This is a genomic window from Sphingomonas sp. Leaf5 (genome assembly GCF_001421155.1).
Lineage (GTDB): Bacteria > Pseudomonadota > Alphaproteobacteria > Sphingomonadales > Sphingomonadaceae > Sphingomonas.
The window spans coordinates 19326-38198 of the sequence record NZ_LMJZ01000007.1 but is presented as its reverse complement, the minus strand read 5'-3'; the positions used below and the strand labels follow the sequence as shown (position 1 = coordinate 38198).

General features: G+C 67.1%; 17 protein-coding genes. 6 read left to right on the top strand and 11 right to left on the bottom strand.

The features are described from left to right. Positions 1-290: 290 nt before the first annotated feature. From ASE50_RS07285 to murB, 7 genes are all read right to left on the bottom strand, one after another. Positions 291-1880: a hypothetical protein gene (locus tag ASE50_RS07285; protein ID WP_056397826.1), complete on the bottom strand. Its 1590-nt coding sequence runs from the start codon at positions 1878-1880 to the stop codon at positions 291-293. Then, the gene (locus ASE50_RS07280) at positions 1880-2146 is read right to left on the bottom strand and encodes a spike base protein, RCAP_Rcc01079 family (protein ID WP_056398032.1); all 267 of its coding nucleotides are present in this window, start codon (positions 2144-2146) and stop codon (positions 1880-1882) included. The genes ASE50_RS07285 and ASE50_RS07280 overlap by 1 nt, the downstream gene beginning before the upstream one ends. 206 nt (positions 2147-2352) lie before the next feature. Continuing rightward, positions 2353-4077 carry a TolC family outer membrane protein gene (locus tag ASE50_RS07275; RefSeq protein WP_056397823.1) on the bottom strand — a complete coding sequence of 575 codons (1725 nt, stop codon included), beginning with the start codon at positions 4075-4077 and terminating at the stop codon, positions 2353-2355. A gap of 148 nt (positions 4078-4225) precedes the next feature. Continuing rightward, positions 4226-5611, bottom strand: a complete 1386-nt coding sequence (locus ASE50_RS07270; RefSeq protein WP_056397820.1) for an HlyD family type I secretion periplasmic adaptor subunit — start codon at positions 5609-5611, stop codon at positions 4226-4228. Then, positions 5608-7452 carry a type I secretion system permease/ATPase gene (locus ASE50_RS07265; RefSeq protein ID WP_056397815.1) on the bottom strand — a complete coding sequence of 615 codons (1845 nt, stop codon included), beginning with the start codon at positions 7450-7452 and terminating at the stop codon, positions 5608-5610. Before ASE50_RS07265 ends, ASE50_RS07270 begins: the two co-directional genes overlap by 4 nt. A 46-nt stretch (positions 7453-7498) precedes the next feature. Continuing rightward, a complete protein-coding gene (locus tag ASE50_RS07260) occupies positions 7499-8791 on the bottom strand; it encodes a UDP-N-acetylglucosamine 1-carboxyvinyltransferase (RefSeq protein ID WP_056397807.1) in 1293 nt (430 codons plus the stop codon). Further along, positions 8788-9807: a UDP-N-acetylmuramate dehydrogenase gene (gene murB / locus ASE50_RS07255; RefSeq protein ID WP_082438875.1), complete on the bottom strand. Its 1020-nt coding sequence runs from the start codon at positions 9805-9807 to the stop codon at positions 8788-8790. Before murB ends, ASE50_RS07260 begins: the two co-directional genes overlap by 4 nt. Positions 9808-10237: 430 nt before the next feature. Between murB and ASE50_RS07250 the strand changes: the two genes are divergently transcribed. Beyond that, a complete protein-coding gene (locus tag ASE50_RS07250) occupies positions 10238-11218 on the top strand; it encodes an SDR family NAD(P)-dependent oxidoreductase (protein ID WP_056397804.1) in 981 nt (326 codons plus the stop codon). A 222-nt stretch (positions 11219-11440) separates the two neighbouring features. Here the strand turns inward: ASE50_RS07250 and dapE are convergent, their stop codons facing one another. Beyond that, positions 11441-12571: a succinyl-diaminopimelate desuccinylase gene (dapE, locus tag ASE50_RS07245; RefSeq protein ID WP_056397801.1), complete on the bottom strand. Its 1131-nt coding sequence runs from the start codon at positions 12569-12571 to the stop codon at positions 11441-11443. Between the two features lie 91 nt (positions 12572-12662). Between dapE and ASE50_RS07240 the strand changes: the two genes are divergently transcribed. Then, complete coding sequence (locus ASE50_RS07240) at positions 12663-13685, top strand: esterase-like activity of phytase family protein (protein WP_082438874.1); 1023 nt, start codon at positions 12663-12665, stop codon at positions 13683-13685. A 446-nt stretch (positions 13686-14131) separates the two neighbouring features. Here the strand turns inward: ASE50_RS07240 and rpmB are convergent, their stop codons facing one another. Further along, positions 14132-14428, bottom strand: coding sequence for a 50S ribosomal protein L28 (rpmB, locus tag ASE50_RS07235; RefSeq protein WP_056397797.1), 297 nt, complete (start codon positions 14426-14428; stop codon positions 14132-14134). A gap of 167 nt (positions 14429-14595) precedes the next feature. On the opposite strand from rpmB, the gene ASE50_RS07230 reads away from it, so the two are divergent. Beyond that, complete coding sequence (locus ASE50_RS07230) at positions 14596-14829, top strand: hypothetical protein (protein WP_056001837.1); 234 nt, start codon at positions 14596-14598, stop codon at positions 14827-14829. 59 nt (positions 14830-14888) lie between these two features. Beyond that, positions 14889-15320 (top strand): nucleoside deaminase, encoded by a 432-nt coding sequence (locus tag ASE50_RS07225; RefSeq protein WP_056398026.1) that lies wholly within the window; start codon positions 14889-14891, stop codon positions 15318-15320. A gap of 2 nt (positions 15321-15322) precedes the next feature. Here the strand turns inward: ASE50_RS07225 and ASE50_RS07220 are convergent, their stop codons facing one another. Continuing rightward, positions 15323-16000 (bottom strand): OmpA family protein, encoded by a 678-nt coding sequence (locus ASE50_RS07220; protein ID WP_056397794.1) that lies wholly within the window; start codon positions 15998-16000, stop codon positions 15323-15325. A 173-nt stretch (positions 16001-16173) separates the two neighbouring features. On the opposite strand from ASE50_RS07220, the gene ASE50_RS07215 reads away from it, so the two are divergent. Together ASE50_RS07215 and ASE50_RS07210 are read left to right on the top strand one after the other, a co-directional pair. Further along, a complete protein-coding gene (locus ASE50_RS07215; protein WP_056398024.1) occupies positions 16174-17478 on the top strand; it encodes a hemolysin family protein in 1305 nt (434 codons plus the stop codon). A gap of 70 nt (positions 17479-17548) precedes the next feature. Further along, complete coding sequence (locus ASE50_RS07210) at positions 17549-17899, top strand: hypothetical protein (RefSeq protein ID WP_056397791.1); 351 nt, start codon at positions 17549-17551, stop codon at positions 17897-17899. Between the two features lie 314 nt (positions 17900-18213). On the opposite strand, the gene ASE50_RS07205 is transcribed toward ASE50_RS07210, so the two are convergent. After that, positions 18214-18873 (bottom strand): hypothetical protein, encoded by a 660-nt coding sequence (locus ASE50_RS07205; RefSeq protein ID WP_056397788.1) that lies wholly within the window; start codon positions 18871-18873, stop codon positions 18214-18216.

Here is an 18873-nt window from a genome sequence, read left to right as displayed (position 1 = left end):
AAGGGTGTTTACCGAAGATTGTTGAACGCCCGACGATATGGTGTCCTCGCGAGCTCTCGCGTTCCATTGCAGAACCTTGGCTGATCAAGGACTATTCGGCGTGCCGTCATGATACGGCAAATGGTGGACTGGCCGTTTACCCAAACGGCCGAATGCAGGATTGAAGGTCGTTGATCGACGTCGGCACACCATTGGCCGCTACCGTAACGAATTCTGTCCGATCGGGGGACGCGCGTCCCCCGACGGGACGGATCGGCGCGGGCAACCGGTGGCCCGCGCCGATCCGTTCGTCAGGGCAGATAGGTCAACAGACGATTTCGCGGGGGATTGCCCGAATTCGTTGCGCCGTCATTGCCGATCCACAGCGAATTGCCCTGGATATGAACGCCTTCGACCGAATCGGCCCCGGTCAGGACGTCGATCGCGATCTGATTCGGCCCGCCATAGTCGCCGGTCCGCAGGCGAAGCAGCGATCCGGCCGCGCCGTTCGCACCAAAGGTGACGAGGATATCGCCGACCGCATAGTCACCCTGCGCGGTTTCGACGACGACCACATGGTCGCTGTTCGCGGGCAGCTCGATCGCGCCGGTGCGTGGCCGACCCTGTCGATCGTACAATACTAACTCGTTCTGATCGCGCACGATCCAGAAACCGTCGCGCCGCGAATCAAAGGCGATGCCGTTGTCGCCCGGCAGGACCAGCGTCGGCGCACCCGCCAGCGCGCCCGTCGCCGGATCGAAGCTCGCCAGATAGGTCTTGTCGCCGCTGCTGCCCGCCTGTTTCAACAGGAACCAGATCCGTCCCGTCGTCCGGTCGCAGGTCATGCCCTGACACGATCCGGCAAAGTCGCTCGACAGCCCCAGTCGCGTCAGGTCGAATTCCTCGTCGATCGCCAACAGGTCGGGCTTCATCCGGGTGAACAGCAACGCGGTCCGGGTCGGTCGGCCATTGCCGAGATACCAGCGACCGGCCAGATCGCGGGTGATGCCGGTGACCGCCATGCCGCTGCCCGCGCTGATCGGTGCCGATCCATCGGGCAGGGCGATGCTTTGCGACGACGGCAAGGTCCGGCTGGTCGGGGCGGGCAGGGGGGCGACGCCAACCTCGCGCATATAGCCGGCCAGTGCCGTCGCCAGCGTCTGGTGCTGCGCGTCGGACAGCGTGCCGCCGGCGACGAATGCGCAGAACTGCCCCTCCGAATAGATGTCGTTGGTCAGTCCCAGTCCGATCGTCGCCGATGCCGGCGTGGTCGACGTCGCCGAACTGGTGCTGCCGGTCACCCGGCCGTTGATGATCTGGCGCAGGCGCGACGAACTGCTGCGGTCGATGGCGGTAAAGCCATAGCCGGTGTCGACGGTACCGCCTGCGACCAGCGTCGTCCCGTTCAGCCGCCCGGTGCTGGCATTGCCGACGTTGCGCGGGTTGATCAGCAGCGAGCTGCCGGTGATCGTCCCGATCGGCGCGGCCGGGTTGCGTGCGTCCTTGCGCGTCCACGCGCCCACCATCGCGGCGTTCCGCTGGAACTGCGTCCCCGCAACCGGTGCCAGCGCGGTGTCGATCCAGTCGTCCAGCCCGTCGCACCAATAGCCGCGATCGGGCACGAACACCGGCGTGCCACCGCCGATCGCCGCATCGCGCCGTCCGGTCCAGTTCAGCAGCGCCACTTTCGGACCATGCGCGGCGAGGATCAGCACGGTATCCAGCCGGCTCCAGATATCGGCATCGATCAGCGCGCCGATCAGCCGGTCGATCTGCGCCGTCCGGTCGACGGAGGGCGGCGGGTCCATCCGCGCGATCAGGTCGCGGGTCGCACCACGCCATGACGGCGTGGCCCTGCGTCGCCCGCGCGATGCGCCGACATTGAAGGCGAACCCCAGCATCAGCCGAGCGCCACGATCGCGGTGGCGGTCGTTCCGGTCGCACGCACGAACTGCGCCCGCACCGGCAGCACGCTGCCCCCCGGCACCGCGCTCAACACGATGTCGGCACTGCTGTCGACGCAGCGCAGCGTCACGTCGCCGCCGCCCCCGATATAAAGCGCCTTGGGCAGACGGGGCAGCGGTGCGCTGTCGCTCGGCGTCACCGCGACCGCGGTGCGGGCCGGACCGACCGGCGAATCGGTGAAGGACTGGAACGGATCGGACATGAACATTCTCCCGCTGACGATCCAGGTGGATCGTTCACGGTTCGTTCCATAGGCGACAGCTTGTAGGAAAGTGTTTTCGCAAGTGTGCGGTCGGACGGAGCGTGCGCCTCGGGTCCCGTGCCCCGGCAATTCACGAAGAGATCCTTTGCCGATCAGCCCGTCCAGAAAAAACGCGGCCGGACCAACAGCCCGACCGCGCCAGATCCTCAGTCGTCCTTGCGGGCGGCCGCCGGGTTGCGTCGTGCCGACGGCGGGGCGGTATCGTCGGCCGGGAGCGCGATCGCACCGGGGTCTTTGAACACCGGCAGCGCGGTGCCGAGCGGACGGCCGGGCAGCGGGGCGGTCGGCGGCAGCAGGTTCGGCGGGCCGGCGACCGGCACTGCCGGCGCTTCCTTGGGATCGTCCGGCGCGCGCGCCAGCTTGTCGAGGACACTGACGAAAGGCTGGAAGGGATCGATCTGCATCGCCTTCTGTTTCTTCAGGTTGCGCTCCATGTCATAGGTCGCGGCCCCCGGATTGAGCAACGCGGTTTCCAGCCGGCCGATATAGGTCAGCAGCGTCGCCTGCGAGCTGTAACGCTGATATTCGGCGTTCGCGACCAGCTGTTGCGAGTTGAGCAGCCGCTGCTCCGAATCGAGCACTTCGAAGTTCGAACGGAAGCCTTCCTGGAATCCGCGCCGCACGCCTTCCAGCGCGCGGGCCGCCGCCTCGACGCTGCGCAGGCCGATCGTCTGCTGTTCACCCGACGAGATCGTCTGGTTCCACGCCTGCTGCACCTGCGACGACACGCCCCGGCGGGTCGCCTCGACGGTGAACGCCTGCGCCTGCTGGTTCGCCAGCGCTTGCCGCACGCGCGAATCGACCACGCCGCCGGTCAGCAGCGGCACGGTCAGCGTCGCCGACGCGCTCGCGCCGCGACGCAGATTGTCGAAACCGATGCCGGTGGGGTCGTTCAGGCCGATCGACGCATCCGCGCTCAGCACCGGATTGCGCTCGGCACGCTCGGCGGCGATCCGCGCCCGCGCGCCGCGTTCGTTCAGGATCGCCTGCCACAATGCCGGGCTTTCCTGCTCGGCGCTGCGGAACGCGAGGTCGATTGATGTCGGGATGCCCGGGAGAACAGGCGGCGGGGCCAGATTACCCGGATTGCGCCCGACCGCGACGGCGAAACGGCCGCGGCTGCGCTCCAGATTGGCCTCGCCCTGCGCCAGCTGCGCCTGCACCAGCCCGAGCTGGGCCTGCGCCTGATTGATGTCGGTCTGGGTCAGGTCGCCCGCGCGTTCGCGCGCCTGCGCCTGATCGACCTGCCGCTGGTACGAATCGACCGAGCGCCGCTGGATCGCGATCAGCGTCTGGTCGCGCAGCACCGATGCATAGGCATCGACGACTTCGAACAGGATGAAGCTCTCGACCTCGCGCAGCCGTTCGCGCGCCGACAGCACATCGGCCTCGGCTGCCGACACCTGCGCGGCGGTACGACCGCCGTTGAACAGGATCTGCGACGCGGTCAGCGACGCGCCGGTCGCGCGGTTCCGGTTGGTGACCAGATCGTTGAAGAAGATCTGCCGCTGCACCTGCTCCTGGTACCGGACCGTGCCGACGACGCTGGAGCGCAGACGATAGGGCGAGCTGGCCTGGATGACGCTTTCGTCGATCGAACGCAGCTGGGCGCGCTGCGCCTCGAGCTGCGGATTGTGGCGATAGGCATCGGCCACCGCCTCGGCCAGCGTTTCGGTCCGCGCATTGGGATCGGCGGGCAGGGTCGGGATTTCCGACGACACCGGGTCCGACCGCATCGGGGTGAGGGCAGGCTGCGCCGGTCGCGTGGCCGGTCGCGTCGTCGGACGGGCGACCTGCGCCATCGCCGGGGCGACCCCGGTCAGCGCCACCGACAGCAGCAACAGTGCGCGCGAACGATATCCCGCCGACATAAAATCCCCCTTGTCAGAACCTGCCTCCGGCTTCCCTGTCCGGACGGGCGGTCGTGTCGATGCCGCGATCCTTATCGCAGCGCCCGACAGAAGTAACCCTGATAAGTGCCGGACGAAGCGCGTTTCCGCCCGTCCGGCACAGGGTCGATCAACGCTCGTGCAGCGACCGGCGGAACGCCTCGGTCAGCGGATCGAGCATATATTGCAGCGCGGTACGTGGACGCAGCTTCACCAATACGCTGACCGGCACGCCGGCGCGGATGCCGGTGTCGGCCCCGCGGACTTCCTTCAGCATCGCGATCTGCGACTGCGGCACCACGATCTCGGCGGTGAAGTAGCTGCGGCCCGACTTCTCGTCGGTCAGGCTGTCGGCGGACACGTTGCGGATGTTGCCGAGCAGAATCGGCAGATCGCGTTCGTGCAGCGACAGGAACTTCACTTCCGCTTGACGTCCTTCATAGACGCCGTCGATGTCGCTCGGGTCGAAATTGGCGCGGACGACCAGCGGTGCGGCATCGGGCACGATGTCGAGGATCGGCTGTCCGGCCTGCACCACGCCGCCTTGCGAGAAGACGCGCAGTTCGACCACCCGCCCGGCGACCGGCGCGCGGATGACGGTGCGTTCCAGCTGTTCCTTCGCGGCGATCCATTTCGGCATCACCTCGTTCAGCTGGAACTGGGTATCGCGCAACAGCGTCGCCGCGTCCTCGATATACCGACGCGAGGTCGCGACCGACGATTCGCGGGCCTGACCCACCTGTTCGCGGGCGGCACGAGCGCGCGACGCATAATCGGCATCGGCCCCTTCAAGCTGCTGGATCGACCGTTCGATCTGGCGGACGGAGTTGCGCGAGACATAGCCTTCATCGGCCAGCCGCTTGGTGCTGGCCAGCTGTTCCTCCAGCGAGCGGCGCTGTTCGGAACTGGCGCGCGACTGCGCCGAATAGCCGCCGATGCTCTGCGACGCTTCGGCCTGTTGCTGGCGGATCACCGCGCGGTTGGCGGTCAGCGCGTTGTTGCGCGCGCTCTGCTGCGCGATCTGCAACGTCTTGGCGCGTTCGACCAGCGTCCGGTCGTCGCCGGTCGCCTGTGCGAAGCTTGCCGGCCACTGGATCGGCGTGCCGCGGATTTCGGCTTCGAGGCGGGCGCGCTGCGCCTGTAGATCGATTACGCTGCCGGCGAGCGCGCGTTCGGTCGCCTGAACCTCCGCCCCGCGCAGGCGGATGATGACCTGCCCCTGGTTGACGTGCTGCCCCTCGCGGACGTCGAGATGCTCGACATAGCCGCCGTCGCGGTGCTGCACCGTCTGGCGATTGCCCGACACCACGACCCGGCCGTCCCCCGCCGCCGCCGCATCGAGCCGGGCGAACGACGCCCAGCCGAGCAGCACGACGAAGAACAGCACGGCGATGATGACGCCGGCGCGCAACGCCTTGTTGGGCGAATCGTCGATTTCCAGCCGTTCGCGGATCGCCTGCGCGACCGGTACGATGTTCTGCCCCGTCTGGGGGGCGTTCACCAGTTCGCCGCTCACGCTTCACCTCCGTTGGCGCGGTTGCCCGTCGCATCGTTCTGCGCACCGTCATTGCCCGGTAGCGGCGGGCCGGACGGCGGGGTCGCCGGTCCATGATCCGACTGGGGCGGGGTTCCGCCACCCGGCGCACCCGCGCCCTGCTGCTCCATCTGCGGTGCGGCGGGACGGATCACCTTGCTGCGATCGTCATAGATCTGGATGACGCCGTCGCGCAGCAGCATGACCTTGTCCACCGCCTGCAACAGGCCCGTCCGGTGCGTCGACACGACCACGGTCGCGCCGCGCTCGCGCAGGTGCTGCAGCGTCTCCATCAACCGCCCCTCGGCACTGATGTCGAGGTGCGCGTTCGGTTCGTCGAGGAACAGGATGCGTGGTGCCCCGAACAGGGCACGCGCCAGTGCCACCACCTGCCGCTGCCCGGCCGACAGACCGCCGCCCTCGCGCATCGCCAACTGCGTGTCATAGCCGCGCTCGAACCGCAGGATCAGGTCGTGCGCACCGGCCAGCTGCGCGGCGGTCACCACCTGCGCATCGAGCTCCGGTCCGCTCAGCCCTTCGAACTGGCGGAAGCGCGAGATGTTCGAATGGACCGTCGCCGGGAACAGCGTCGGCGTCTGCGGCATATAGCCCATATGCCGGCCCAGCTCTTCGCGGTTCCAGTCGTTCAGGCTGGCCCCGTCGACGCGAATCTCGCCCTCGTCGGGATCGATTGCCCCGGCCAGCGCGCGCAGCAGCGTCGACTTGCCGGCACCCGACGGGCCGACCAGCGCGACGATGGTGCCGGGTTCGATGGTAAAGCTCAGCTTGTTGAGCAGCACCCGATCCGAACCGGGCACGCGGATCGTCAGGCCGTCGACCTCGATCCGGCCGCGCGGATCGGGCAGCGAGGTGCGCTGCACGGTCACGTCGGGCAGCAGGCAGAAGGCGTTGAGACCCTTATACGCGTTCTGCGCGCTGATGACGTTCTTCAGCGCATTCAGGATCTGTTCGACCGGCTGCAACGCGCGGCCGAGGATCAGCGACGCGGCAAAGATCGCGCCGCCCGAAATCTGCTGGTTGATCGCCAGATAGGCACCCAGCGCCAGCGCCATCGACTGCAGGAACAGGCGGAAGAACTTGGTGATCGCGAGGAAGATGCCCGACGTGCCGGCGATATCGCCCTGCGCGCGGACCAGATCGGCGCGCTCGACCAGATGGCGGGTGACCAGCGCGCTGCGCATGCCCAGCGCCCGGGCGACTTCGGATGCCTGGATCGAATAATCCTGCGATCGATACGCCATGGTCGTGCGCTGCCCGACCTCGTTCAGCTTGTTCTTGGTCGTCTTGTCGCTCAGCACCGCCAGCGTGATCAGCAGCGCCGAGCTGATAAGCGCCAGCAGGCCGATCAGCGGGTGCAGCAGGTACGAGATGATGATGTAGATCGGTGCCCAGGGGGCGTCGAACATCGCGATGATCGCCGGCCCGGTCAGCGTACCGCGCAGCGTATCGAAATCGCGCATCGCCTGCGCGCGCTGTGCCGGCGATGCGCCGTTGCTGCCGAGGATGCGATGCAGGATGTTGCCGGCCGCCATCTTTTCCAGCCGCATGCTGGCCTGCAGCAGCAGCTTCATGCGCACCGTGTCGAGCGCGGCGAAGACGATCAGCGATATCGCGAGGATCAGCGACAGGACCAGCAGCGTGGCGACGCCGCGCGTCGGCACGACGCGGTCGTACACCTGCAACATGAAGATCGAGGGCACGAGGTACAGGATGTTGATCAGCCCTGAGAAAATGCCGGTGGCGATGAAATGCCGCCGGCATTTGCGCAGGGCTGCCTGCAACGGGTTCGATTCGTAGGACATGGGAAGAAGCCGAATCCCTTTAAAACGGGCCAGTTAGATGCGCGCGTTATGAACCATGATAGGCGAGCGTGGCGTTAAGACCGCGCGCCTTCTCGAGAAATTTATCATAGCCGCGCTCGATCTGCCACGCATCGCTGATGCGTGTCTGTCCCGCGGCCTTCATGCCGAGCAATGCCAGCGCCGCACCCGCGCGCAGATCGGCTGCGCGAACGTCCGCGCCGACCAGGGTCTGCGTGCCGATGATATGCGCGGTGCCGTCGCGCACGAAGCTGCGCACGCCCATCCGCTCGAAATCGGGCAGATAGGCATAGCGGCCGGCAAAGCGCAGGTCGACGATCCGCGACTCGCCCCGCGCGCACGCGCCGAGCGCGGCGAACAGCGGCTGCATGTCCGAATTGATCCCCGGATAGGGGCCGGTGCTGATCTCGACCGGATAGGGGCGGCCCGACCGGACGATCGCGACATTGCCGTCGCGAAAGATTTTTGCGCCACTTTCGCGCAGGAAGATCAGCGGGACTTCGAGATCGTCGAACGGGAAGTCGCGGATTTCGACGTCGCCGCCGGTGATGACAGACCCGACCAGCCATGTCATCGCTTCCATATTGTCGGGCATCACCCGCCGGCTGGTACCCGACAATTCGGCCACGCCGGTAATCTCGATGCTTTCCTGCCCAAAGACGGTGATCCTTGCGCCCATCGACCGCAGGAAATCGCACAGGTCGAGGATTTCGGGCCGGATATGCGGGTTCCACAGCCGCGTCGTACCGCGCGCGAGCGAGGCGATGAGCAGCGCATTCTCGGTCGCGCCGGTCGAGCGCAGCGGCAGCACGATCTCCGCCCCGGTCAGCCCGTTCGGCGCTTCGGCATGGAGCCGGCCCTGCTCGCCCCATACCCGCGCGCCCAGCCGGGTCAGCACCAGTTCGTGCAGGTCATAGCCGCGCCCGCCCAGATCGCATCCGCCAGGGAGCGGCACGCTGCCCGCGCCGGTCCGCGCGACCAGTGCGCCGAGGATCAGCAGCGTGTTGCGGATCGAACGTCCGTCCCACACCAGTTCGGCCGGCGGCGGCGATGCCTCCTCGATCGTCAGCGCGTCGCCTGCGACCGTGCAGCGTTTGCCCAGCGCCTCCAGCATCCCGACATGAACCTGCGCATCGAGCAGCCCTTGCGGATAATTGTCGAGCACGATCCGTCCGGCCGTCAGCAGCGACGCCGCCATCAGCCGCAGCACACTGTTCTTCGCCCCGCTGACGGTGACGATCCCTTCGAGCCGCGACGGTTCGACGCTCAGGATGCGGGTCGTCGGCTGCGCGACGTGTGCGGTCTCGATGACGACGGTCATGCCCGGTCGGCCAGCAAGTCGGCGACTTCGTGCGCCGGACGCAGGACGCCATTGGGGGCAAGGTGGCGGACTTCGGCGTCCATCGCGATCCCCGACATGGCGGCGACCGAGCGTCGCGCCAGCCGGATCAGGTGCAATACGTCCTGCGCCCGCGCGCCGCCATTGTTGACGATGAAATTGGCGTGATCGGGCGAAATCTGCGCGCCGCCCGCCGACACGCCCTTCAACCCGGCCCGCTCGATGGCTAGGCCGGGGGGGCCGATCAGCGAATAGAGCGCGGGATCGCTGACGAACACCGATCCGCAATTGGCGCGCACCATCGGAAACTTGGCGCGCCGCGCGGCAAGGATCGACAGCGCCTCGCGCCGCATCGCCTGCCGGTCGCCCGTTTCGAAGCGCAACTGCGCCGCGACGACGATCAGGTCGCCGCGCTGCAATCGCGACGCGCGATACCGATAGTCGAGATCGTCCTGCGTCAGCCGCTGCATCCGCCCGGCAGGATCGATCGCATCGACCCGCACGACATTCTCGCCGATGCCCTTACGCTGGCTGCCGCCGTTCATGGTGATCAGGCCGCCCAGCGTCCCCGGAATGCCGATCGCATGAACCGCCCCCGCCAGACCCCAGTCGATGACCTGCCGGACGAACGCCGGCACCCACAGCCCTGCACCGGCCTCGACCAGCCCGTCGCCGAGGTTGCGGATACCGCCGAGCCCGCGCCCGATGCGCAGCACGACGCCGCGAAATCCGGCATCGTCGAACAACAGGTTCGATCCGTCGCCGATGACGATATGGCGCGCATCCTGTTCGGCGATCACCGCCAGCGCGGTGGCCAGCGTCTCGACCGATTGCGGGGTGACGACGATATCGGCGGGGCCGCCGATCCGCCAGCGGCCGAGCGTCGCCAGCGGCACATCGGTCGCAACCTCCCCCGACGGCAACGCACGGCGCAACGCGGCGGCGACGCCGGCGTCCGGCGCATGGCCCTGCGGGGCGAGATCGGCAGCGAAAGTCATCCGTCCCTGTTCCCCGTTGGCCAGACGATCCCGGCACCTGCCAAGCCCGCCGCGGTTCGGCCCAGATCCGTCGGCGGTTTCGCGTCCGGCAAGGTCGTTGATCGGCGGTGCCTTAGATCGTCCGTGCCGACGGGTCCAGTCCCGCTGCATTGCCGCCCAAGTCATTGGGAAATCGATACACGCCGGGTCATGCGAATTTGTTAACGGCCATCGGTATATCCCGCACATCGTCGGCCGCATGTCTTGCATGGCGGCGGATGGCCGATATGCTACGGCCTTTGACGAGTGTTCCTGCGTATGCCGATGTTGCACCGCGGCACGATACCAACATGTTGCGGTAAGGGAAACGGATGATACGCGACCGACAGACGGGTTCGGAACGGGCGATGCCGAACGATCCGACCATGGGCATCGCGGCGGGTCTGCGCTGATGTCGGGTCCGATATTGGTGACCGGCGCGGCCGGGTTCGTCGGTCATGCCACCGCGCATCGCCTGCTCGCGCGCGGCGAGCGGGTGATCGGCATCGACATTCTCAACGATTATTACGACGTGACGCTGAAGGAAGCCCGGCTCGCGACGTTCGACAGGATCGATGCCTTCACCTTTCACCGGGTCGACGTGTCCGATGCCGCTGCGGTCGCCGCGCTGGTCCGCGACCATGATATCCGCCGCGTCGTCCATCTGGCGGCGCAGGCGGGGGTCCGGCACAGCATCGACAACCCCTTTGCCTATGAACGCTCGAACGTCGGCGGCCAGCTTACGATACTGGAAGCGTGCCGCCATGCGCCGGGCTTCGAACACCTCGTCTATGCCTCGTCCAGTTCGGTCTATGGCGACAAGCCGATGGGCGGGGAGGGGTTTCGCGAGGACGAACCGGCGAACCGCCCGGTCTCGCTCTACGCTGCGACCAAGCGCGCCTGCGAATTGATGAGCCAGTCCTACGCCCATCTCTATCGCATGCCGCAGACCGGCCTGCGCTTCTTCACCGTCTATGGCCCATGGGGCCGGCCCGACATGGCGTATTTCAGCTTTACCGACAAAATCGTCGCCGGCACCCCGATCGAAGTCTTCGGCGAAGGCCGGATGGCGCGCGATTTCACCTATATCGACGATATCGTCGACGGTATCATCGGCGCGCTCGACCATCCGCCGACGCCCGGCGACCACCGCATCCTCAATATCGGCGGCAGCCGGCCGGTCGGGCTGATGGACATGATCGAGACACTCGAACGCGCGATCGGACGCGACGCGGTGAAGATCATGAAGCCGATGCAGCCCGGCGACGTCACCGCGACCTATGCCGACATCTCGCAACTCCGCGCGCTGACCGGCTACGAACCGAAGGTCCGGCTGGCCGAAGGGCTGGGCCGGTTCGCCGAGTGGTACAAGGGCTATTACAAGGTCAACTGACGGCGGCGACTTGCTCCTGTCTTGCGTCATTCCCGCGAAGGCGGAACTTCTGCGAAGGCTCGCCCCCCAACCGTACACTCGCCGTACCCCCGCGCAGGCGGGGGTCCAGAGCCAAGCAGAATGACGGCCTGTGCCCGGGTCCCTGGACCCCCGCCTGCGCGGGGGTACGCTTGTGAGCAATTTTGCTGAGGTTCCGCCCTCGCGGTAATGACGAATGTCGCCTCATTTCCCTACCAGCGCCGCCTTCACGATATCGACATAGATCGCCGTCAGCAGCCGCAGGTCGTCGACCGCCACCGCCTCGTCGACCTTGTGCATCGTCGCATTCAGCAACCCGAACTCCACCGTCGGGCACAGCGCCGACAGGAACCGGGCATCGGACGTGCCGCCGGTGGTCGACAATTCCGGCTCCAGCCCGGTATACTTGCCGATCGCATCGGCGATCAGCGTCGAAAACGCCCCCGGTGCGGTCAGGAATGCCTCACCCGACACCCGCCCGACGACCTGTGCTTCCGGCGCATGTGATCGCACGACGCCCGCGATCCGCTCGACCAGTGCGTCGCCGCGCTGCTCGTCGTTGAACCGGATCGACAGCCGCGCCGCCGCATGACCGGGGATGACGTTGGTCGCGGGATTGCCGACGGTCAGGTCGGTGGTCTCGATATTCGACGGCTGGAACCACGCATTGCCCCTATCGAGCACGATCCCCTCGATCTCGTGCAGCGCAGCGATCAGCGGGGTGATCGGATTGTCGGCCAGATGCGGATAGGCGACATGCCCCTGCCGCCCCGGCACATCGATCCAGATATTGACCGATCCGCGCCGCCCGATCTTGATCATGTCGCCCAGCCGTTGCTGCGACGTCGGCTCGCCGACCAGACACAGGTCGGGCGCGATGCCCCGCGCTGCCATGCGATCGATCAGCGCGCGGGTGCCGTACACCGCCGGTCCTTCCTCATCGCCGGTGATGATCAGACTGATCGTTCCCGCCTCGACCGGCACCCGCGCCGCCGCGGCGACGAACGCCGCGACCGCGCCCTTCATGTCGACCGCGCCGCGCCCAAAGATCATGCCGTCGCGGATCGTCCCGCCGAACGGATCGCCCTGCCATCCATTCCCGGCGGGTACGACGTCGACATGGCCGGCAAAGGCGAAATGCCGTCCGCCGTGCCCCCGCACCGCCAGCAGGTTTTCGACCGGTCCGTCCGGTGCTTCGCCCACGGTGAAGCGGTCGACGTCGAAGCCGATCGCGGTCAGCGCGGTCTCGAGCACATCGAACACGCTGCCGGTCGCCGGGGTCACGCTGTCGCAGGCGATCAGGCGGCAGGTCAGGTCGACGACATCGGCAGACATAGGCTTCTCCACGCGGATTTCGCCGCGGCTGTACCCTATGCCGGGGCAAACGCCACTGGCGCTGGGGCGTTCGGACGCTACAGCCGGGGCGATGCGAATCCTGTTCGTGATATTGGCGGTGCTGCTGCTCGTGCCCAGCTGGAGTGGGGCCGAACGGCTACCGCTCTATGCGAAGGTGCCGACGATCACCGCCGATCGGGTCGCGCTCTATCCCAAGAACCCCCGGCGGCGTGATCGCGGACCGTTCACCTATTTGGGCGGGGTCGTCCTGCGCGGTAACGATCCTGCGTTCGGGGGCTTTTCGTCGATGCACGTCGATGGCGACCGGTTCAGCCTGTTGTCCGATGGCGGATCGCTGGTCCAGTTCACCATGGGTGCCGACTGGACCCCGCGCGACGTCGCGATCCGCGAGATCGCCGGTCCCGGCACCGGCTGGGAAAAGCGCGATCGCGATACCGAATCGCTGGCGGTCCGGCCCGACGGGTCGGTGCTGGTCGGATACGAACGCCATAACCAGATCTGGCGCTTCACCGCCGACCTGTCGCGCACCCTGTCGCACGCCGCGCCGCAGCGCATGGCCGACTGGTCGGCGAACAGCGGTGCGGAGGCGATGGCGCAGTTGCACGACGGCAGCGTCGTCGTGTTCAGCGAAAGCCATGGCGAGAAGGGGCGGCGGGGCTATAGCGCGATCCGCTTCCTCGGCGATCCGACCGATCCGAAGACGCCCCGCTACGGCTTTCGCTATGCGCCGCCCGCCAGTTTCGTGAATACCGATGCCGCGCAACTGCCCGATGGCCGGCTGCTGGTGCTGACCCGTCGCACCCGGCTGAAGGACTTTTTCACCACCGGCATCGAACTGGTCGACCTGCGCGGCGTCCGCCCCGGCCAGTCGCTGCGCGGCCGCACGCTCGCCCGGCTGGTGCCGCCGACCCTGCACGACAACTTCGAAGCGATGGCGATCACCCACGAAAGCGGACGGCGGATCCTGTGGCTGGCGAGCGACGACAACCAGTCGATGCTGCAACGCTCGCTGCTGCTGAAATTCGCGATCGGCCCGCTGCCAGAGTCGTGGCAGCCGAAACCCGGGAAGCCGAAGGCCCGAAAGCCCCGCTGAACATTATATCGTCATTCCGGCGAAGGCCGGAATCCACGGACCCGGCCGGCATCGGCTCCACCGAAAAGCCCCGTGTCCATGGATTCCGGCCCACCGGTGACCGATGCGAAATTCGCCAGCGTCGCAAAAAAACGCGCCGTACCCCCGCGCAGGCGGGGGTCCAGAGCCAATCAGAACAACGGCTTGCGATAGGAACCCTAGACCCCCGCCTGCGTGGGGGAACGGCAGGGTGCAGGAGTCGGTATCTTCGCAACACTCCCGGCCTGCGCCGGAATGACGACCGCCGAGAGGACGACGGTACTGGAACAGCGTCCGTCCTTCTCGCGAAGGCGGGAAACCATCATCGCTACGCCAGACCTGGCGCGATAGGTCAGCGGCATCCACCCACGACAAAACCCCCGGCACCGCGGGGGTGCCGGGGGTCTGTATCACACCAACCGACCCGCTTATGCAGCGGCGGCGGTGGCGACCTTCTTGGCGACGTCGCGCTTCAGGCGACGGGCGCGCAGCGACAGGTCGTCGTCACGCGTCTTGAGCAGCCAGTTGTCGAGGCCGCCGACATGCTCGACCGAGCGCAGGCCGTGCGTCGATACGCGCAGACGGATCGAGCGCTCCAGCGCTTCCGACATCAGCGTGACATTCTGCAGGTTCGGCAGGAAGGTACGCTTGGTCTTGTTGTTCGCGTGGGAAACGTTGTGACCCACCTGCCGGCCCTTGCCGGTCAGTTCGCAGATGCGCGACATGATCGTTGATCCTGATTCTGTGTCGGGACACATGCCCCGGAAAGACGGCGCGGATAGCGTCGAACGGCGCGGACGTCAACCGTTGCGCGCCGTTGCAACCCTCGTCGCCGCCCCGGCGTTGTTACGGCATCGATTCGGACAATGGCACATCGCAAGGGAGTGGCGGAATGCGCGCAATATTGGTTCTGCTGGGGGTCGCGGCGTTGATCGTCGCCGCGCTGATGAGCTTCGGCTTCATCGGTATCGATCAGACGCGGACCGCCGCCCTGCCGCAGGTGCGGGTCGAAGGGGGACAGGCACCCAAGTTCGACGTCGATGTCGGCAAGGTCGATGTCGGCACCGTCAACCGCACCGTCGAAGTACCGGCGATCAAGGTCGAACGCCCCGCCACCGCGCAATAAGGTGCTGGCCGCTGCGGCTGGCGGATGGCAGAGGATGCGCGATGTTCGACGCGTCCCCCATGCATCTGGCGCTCGCCGCCGCCCGCGCTGCCGCGGATGCCGGCGAGGTGCCGGTCGGCGCAGTCATCGTGCAGCAGGGCAGGGTGATTGCGACCGGGGCCAACGCCCCGCGTGCGCGCCATGACCCGACCGCCCATGCCGAGATGCTGGCGATCCGTGCCGCCGCGCAGGCGCTGGGCCGCGACCGGCTGGAAGATTGCGATTTATGGGTGACGCTGGAGCCGTGCGCGATGTGCGCCGGAGCGATTGCCCATGCCCGCATCGCGCGGCTCTATTACGCGGCGGACGATCCCAAGGGCGGCGCGGTCGCGCACGGCCCGTGTTTCTTCGGTCAGCCGACCTGCCATCACCGCCCCGACATCTATCCGGGGATCGGTGAGGGCGAGGCAGCGGCGCTGCTCCGCGATTTCTTCGGGCAGCGCCGCGGCTAGGATCAGCGCAGTTCGTTCTGCGCGATCGGCACGATCTTGACTTCGACCCGGCGGTTTTCCGACCGGCCTTCCTCGGTTTCGTTCGATGCGATCGGCTGCGTCTCGCCGAAACCGCGCGTGCCGATCCGTGCCGATTGCACGCCCTTGCTGCTCAGATAGCTGGCGACCGCGCTGGCGCGCCGTTCCGACAATGTCTGATTGTACGCGTCCGATCCGGTCGAATCGGTATGGCCGTACACGTCGATATAGGTCTGGTTATAGTCGCGCAGCACGTCGGCGACCTGGTCCAGCGTCGGCCGGAACTGCGGCTGCACATTCGAACTGTCGGTGGCGAAGGTGATGCCCGACGGCATGTTCAGCACCAGATCGTCGCCCCGCCGCGTCACCTCGACATCGGTGCCGGCGGTCCGGGCGCGCAGGTCGCGCTCCTGCTTGTCCATATAGGCCCCGATCCCGGCGCCGGCCAAACCGCCGATGCCCGCGCCGAGGATCTTTTCGGTCCGGTCGCGCCGTCCGCCGACCAGATCGCCCAGCAGATAGCCGCCGACCGCACCGCCGATACCGCCGATCGCCGCGCGCGAAATGCTGCGCTGGCCGGTTTCGGGGTCGGTGACGCAGGCCGAGGTCAGCATCGCTGCCGACAGCGCACCCGCCACCCAGATTTTCGAACGAGCTGCCATGATAATTCTCCGTCGTATCCGATTTCGTCGTCGCCCGGAAAAACCGGACAGGCGGGGCATTGTTCCGCAGCCGTTTTGAACGGGCGCTGACCGATGCGTTCACCAAATCGTATCGCCGGGGCGACTCGCCGGTTGTGCGGCACGCGGCATTGCTGCATGGGAGGGGCAGTTCGATGGAACCTCTTTCTCCCTTCCCCTGGTTCGACGTCGTCATCATCCTCGCGCTGGTGGCGTTGAACGGCGTGTTCGCCATGTCCGAACTCGCCATCGTTTCCGCGCGCAGGGCCCGATTGGAAGGCTTGGCAAAAGCGGGGGGCAGGGGCGCGCAAACTGCGATGCGGCTGGCCGACGATCCCGGCAAATTCCTGTCGACCGTCCAGATCGGCATCACCCTGATCGGCATCCTGTCGGGCGCTTATTCCGGGGCCAGCCTCGGCGGCCCGGTCGGCGAACGGATGGTGCTGCTGGGGCTGCCCGAATCGCTGGCGGCCAATGTCGGGTTCGGCGTCGTCATCGGGGTGACCACCTTCGCCAGCCTCGTCATCGGCGAATTGGTACCCAAGCAGTTCGCGTTGCGCAGCCCGGAACCGATCGCGGTGCTGGTCGCGGTGCCGATGCTGTGGCTGTCGCGGATCACCGCGCCGTTCGTATGGCTGCTCGACACCACCTCCGCGCTGATCTTCAAGCTGCTGCGGATGAACCGCGAATCCGAAAACCGGGTCACGGCGGAGGAACTGCACCTGCTGGTCGCCGAGGCGAGCAAGTCGGGCGTGATCGAGGAGCATGAACGCTCGATCATTTCGGGCGTCGTCCGCCTTGCCGACCGGCCGGTGCGCGAAGTCATGACCCCGCGCACCGATGTCGAATGGCTCGACGTCTCGCTCGACGAAGCCGGCATCCGCGCAGCGATGGCGGCGACGCCGCACACCCGCCTGCCGATCGCCGAAGAGTCGGTCGACGCGGTCATCGGCGTCGTGCAGGCGCGCGACATCGTCGCCGCTTTGTGCCGGGGCGAACCGCTCGACCTGCGCACGCTGCTGCACGAGGCACCGGTGCTCCCCGATCAGGTCGACGCGATGGACGCGTTGCAGGCGATTCGCCGCGCCGCCGTGCCGATGGGCCTCGTCCATGACGAATATGGCCATTTCGAAGGGATCGTGACCCCCGCCGATCTACTGCGCGCCATCGCCGGCGATTTCGCATCGGATGCGGAGGAGGGCGACCACCCGCTGATCGTTCGCCGCGACGACGGATCGCTGCTGGTGTCGGGCCAGACCCCGGCCGACCAGCTGGCCGAACGCATCGGCATCGACCTGCCCGAAGACCGCGACTACGCGACCGTCGCCGGCCTCGCGCTCGCGATTCTGAAGCACTTGCCGACCGAAGGCGAGCATTTCGCCGAACAGGGCTGGCGCTTCGAAATCGTCGACATGGACGGCCGCAAGATCGACAAGCTGTTGGTGCAACCGGTCGAATAGCCACGGGCCCGCCCCCTGTGCGAAGGTGGCCATGTTGCATCGCAGCAGACGTGCGTGGTATTGGCCTGCCATGCAGATTTCCTCGGAATATGCGTCGCTGGTACAGTGGATACGCGACAATACCGACGCGTCGGACGCGGTGTTGCATATCCATGCCGGCATGATCGTGCTGATTCTTGCCCGGCTGGTGACTCGCTATCCGCTGTCGCACCCGGTGCCGTTCATCGTGGTGCTGGTCGTCGCTGCGGCAAACGAAGTGCTCAACCGGCTCAATTTCGGATCATGGCGGTGGAGCGACACGACGGTCGATTTCACCTGCTCGGTATTCTGGCCGGCGATGCTGTTCGTCGTGCTGGCGATGCAGCAGCGGGTCGAGCGACGTCCCGCGCTTCGGGGAATGTCCGCCAGCCGACGCCGCTGACTAGGCGTCACCCTCACCCTTCCGCGGCGTTGCCGCTCCCTCCCTCTCCCATCGGGAGAGGGAAGGGGCCCGCCCGGCGCAGCCGGGTGGGAAGGGTGAGGATGAGCGCTAAGTCCCAGGCGGGATCGACATTCAGTTCGCTAGATGCAGGAATAGCGTCCGATCCCCGTTCGTCACTCCCGCGCAGGCGGGAGTCCATATACGTCAGCGTCGCGAATCCTGCCAAACCGTCGGCGTTTATGGATTCCCGCCTGCGCGGGAATGACGAGCTTCCGTGGGTAACGCTGACTATCGATCGAACCTAAGCGCCCCCCTCACAACTTCCCGAACACCGCCTCGAACCCGGCGATATCCCCGGCCGCCAGATACCGCGCCTGTTCGACCCAGCGGTCCTTCGCCATGCGCGGCGCGAACGTGCCGAGCCGTGACGCGACGTCGTCCGCCTCACCCGGCTGCAACCGGGCCAGCGTCGCGATATCGGGAACACCCTGTTCGACCAGCATCGCCGCGACTTTCGGACCCAGCCCCTTCAACCGGGTCAGATCGGACCCGGCCGGCGCGGCGGGCACTATTGGCGCGGCCGTTTCGACGAATGGCGCACGCGCCGGCTCGGGCGCGGCGACCGGCGGTTCCACGGGGATCGCGATCGGTTCCTGCACGATCGGCGCGGCGGGTTCCTCCACGACCGGCGCGACCGGTTCGATCAGTGTCGACGCTGGCGGTTCGACCGGCACCGGCTCACCCGTTTCCGCTGGTCGGTCGGGATCGGCCGCCGGCACGTCGCCGGTTCGTTCCAGATGCCCGGCATCCTCCAGCTCGCGCGTCGCCGCGCGCCGCGCGCGCGCCAGCTTCATCCCATAGCCGATGCCGATAATCACCAGCACCGCCAGCAGCGCGATGATGACGAAATGCACCGTGGTCAGCGCGCCCAGAAAGCCCGGCGATTGCAACGGGGTCGTACCGCTATCCTGCAT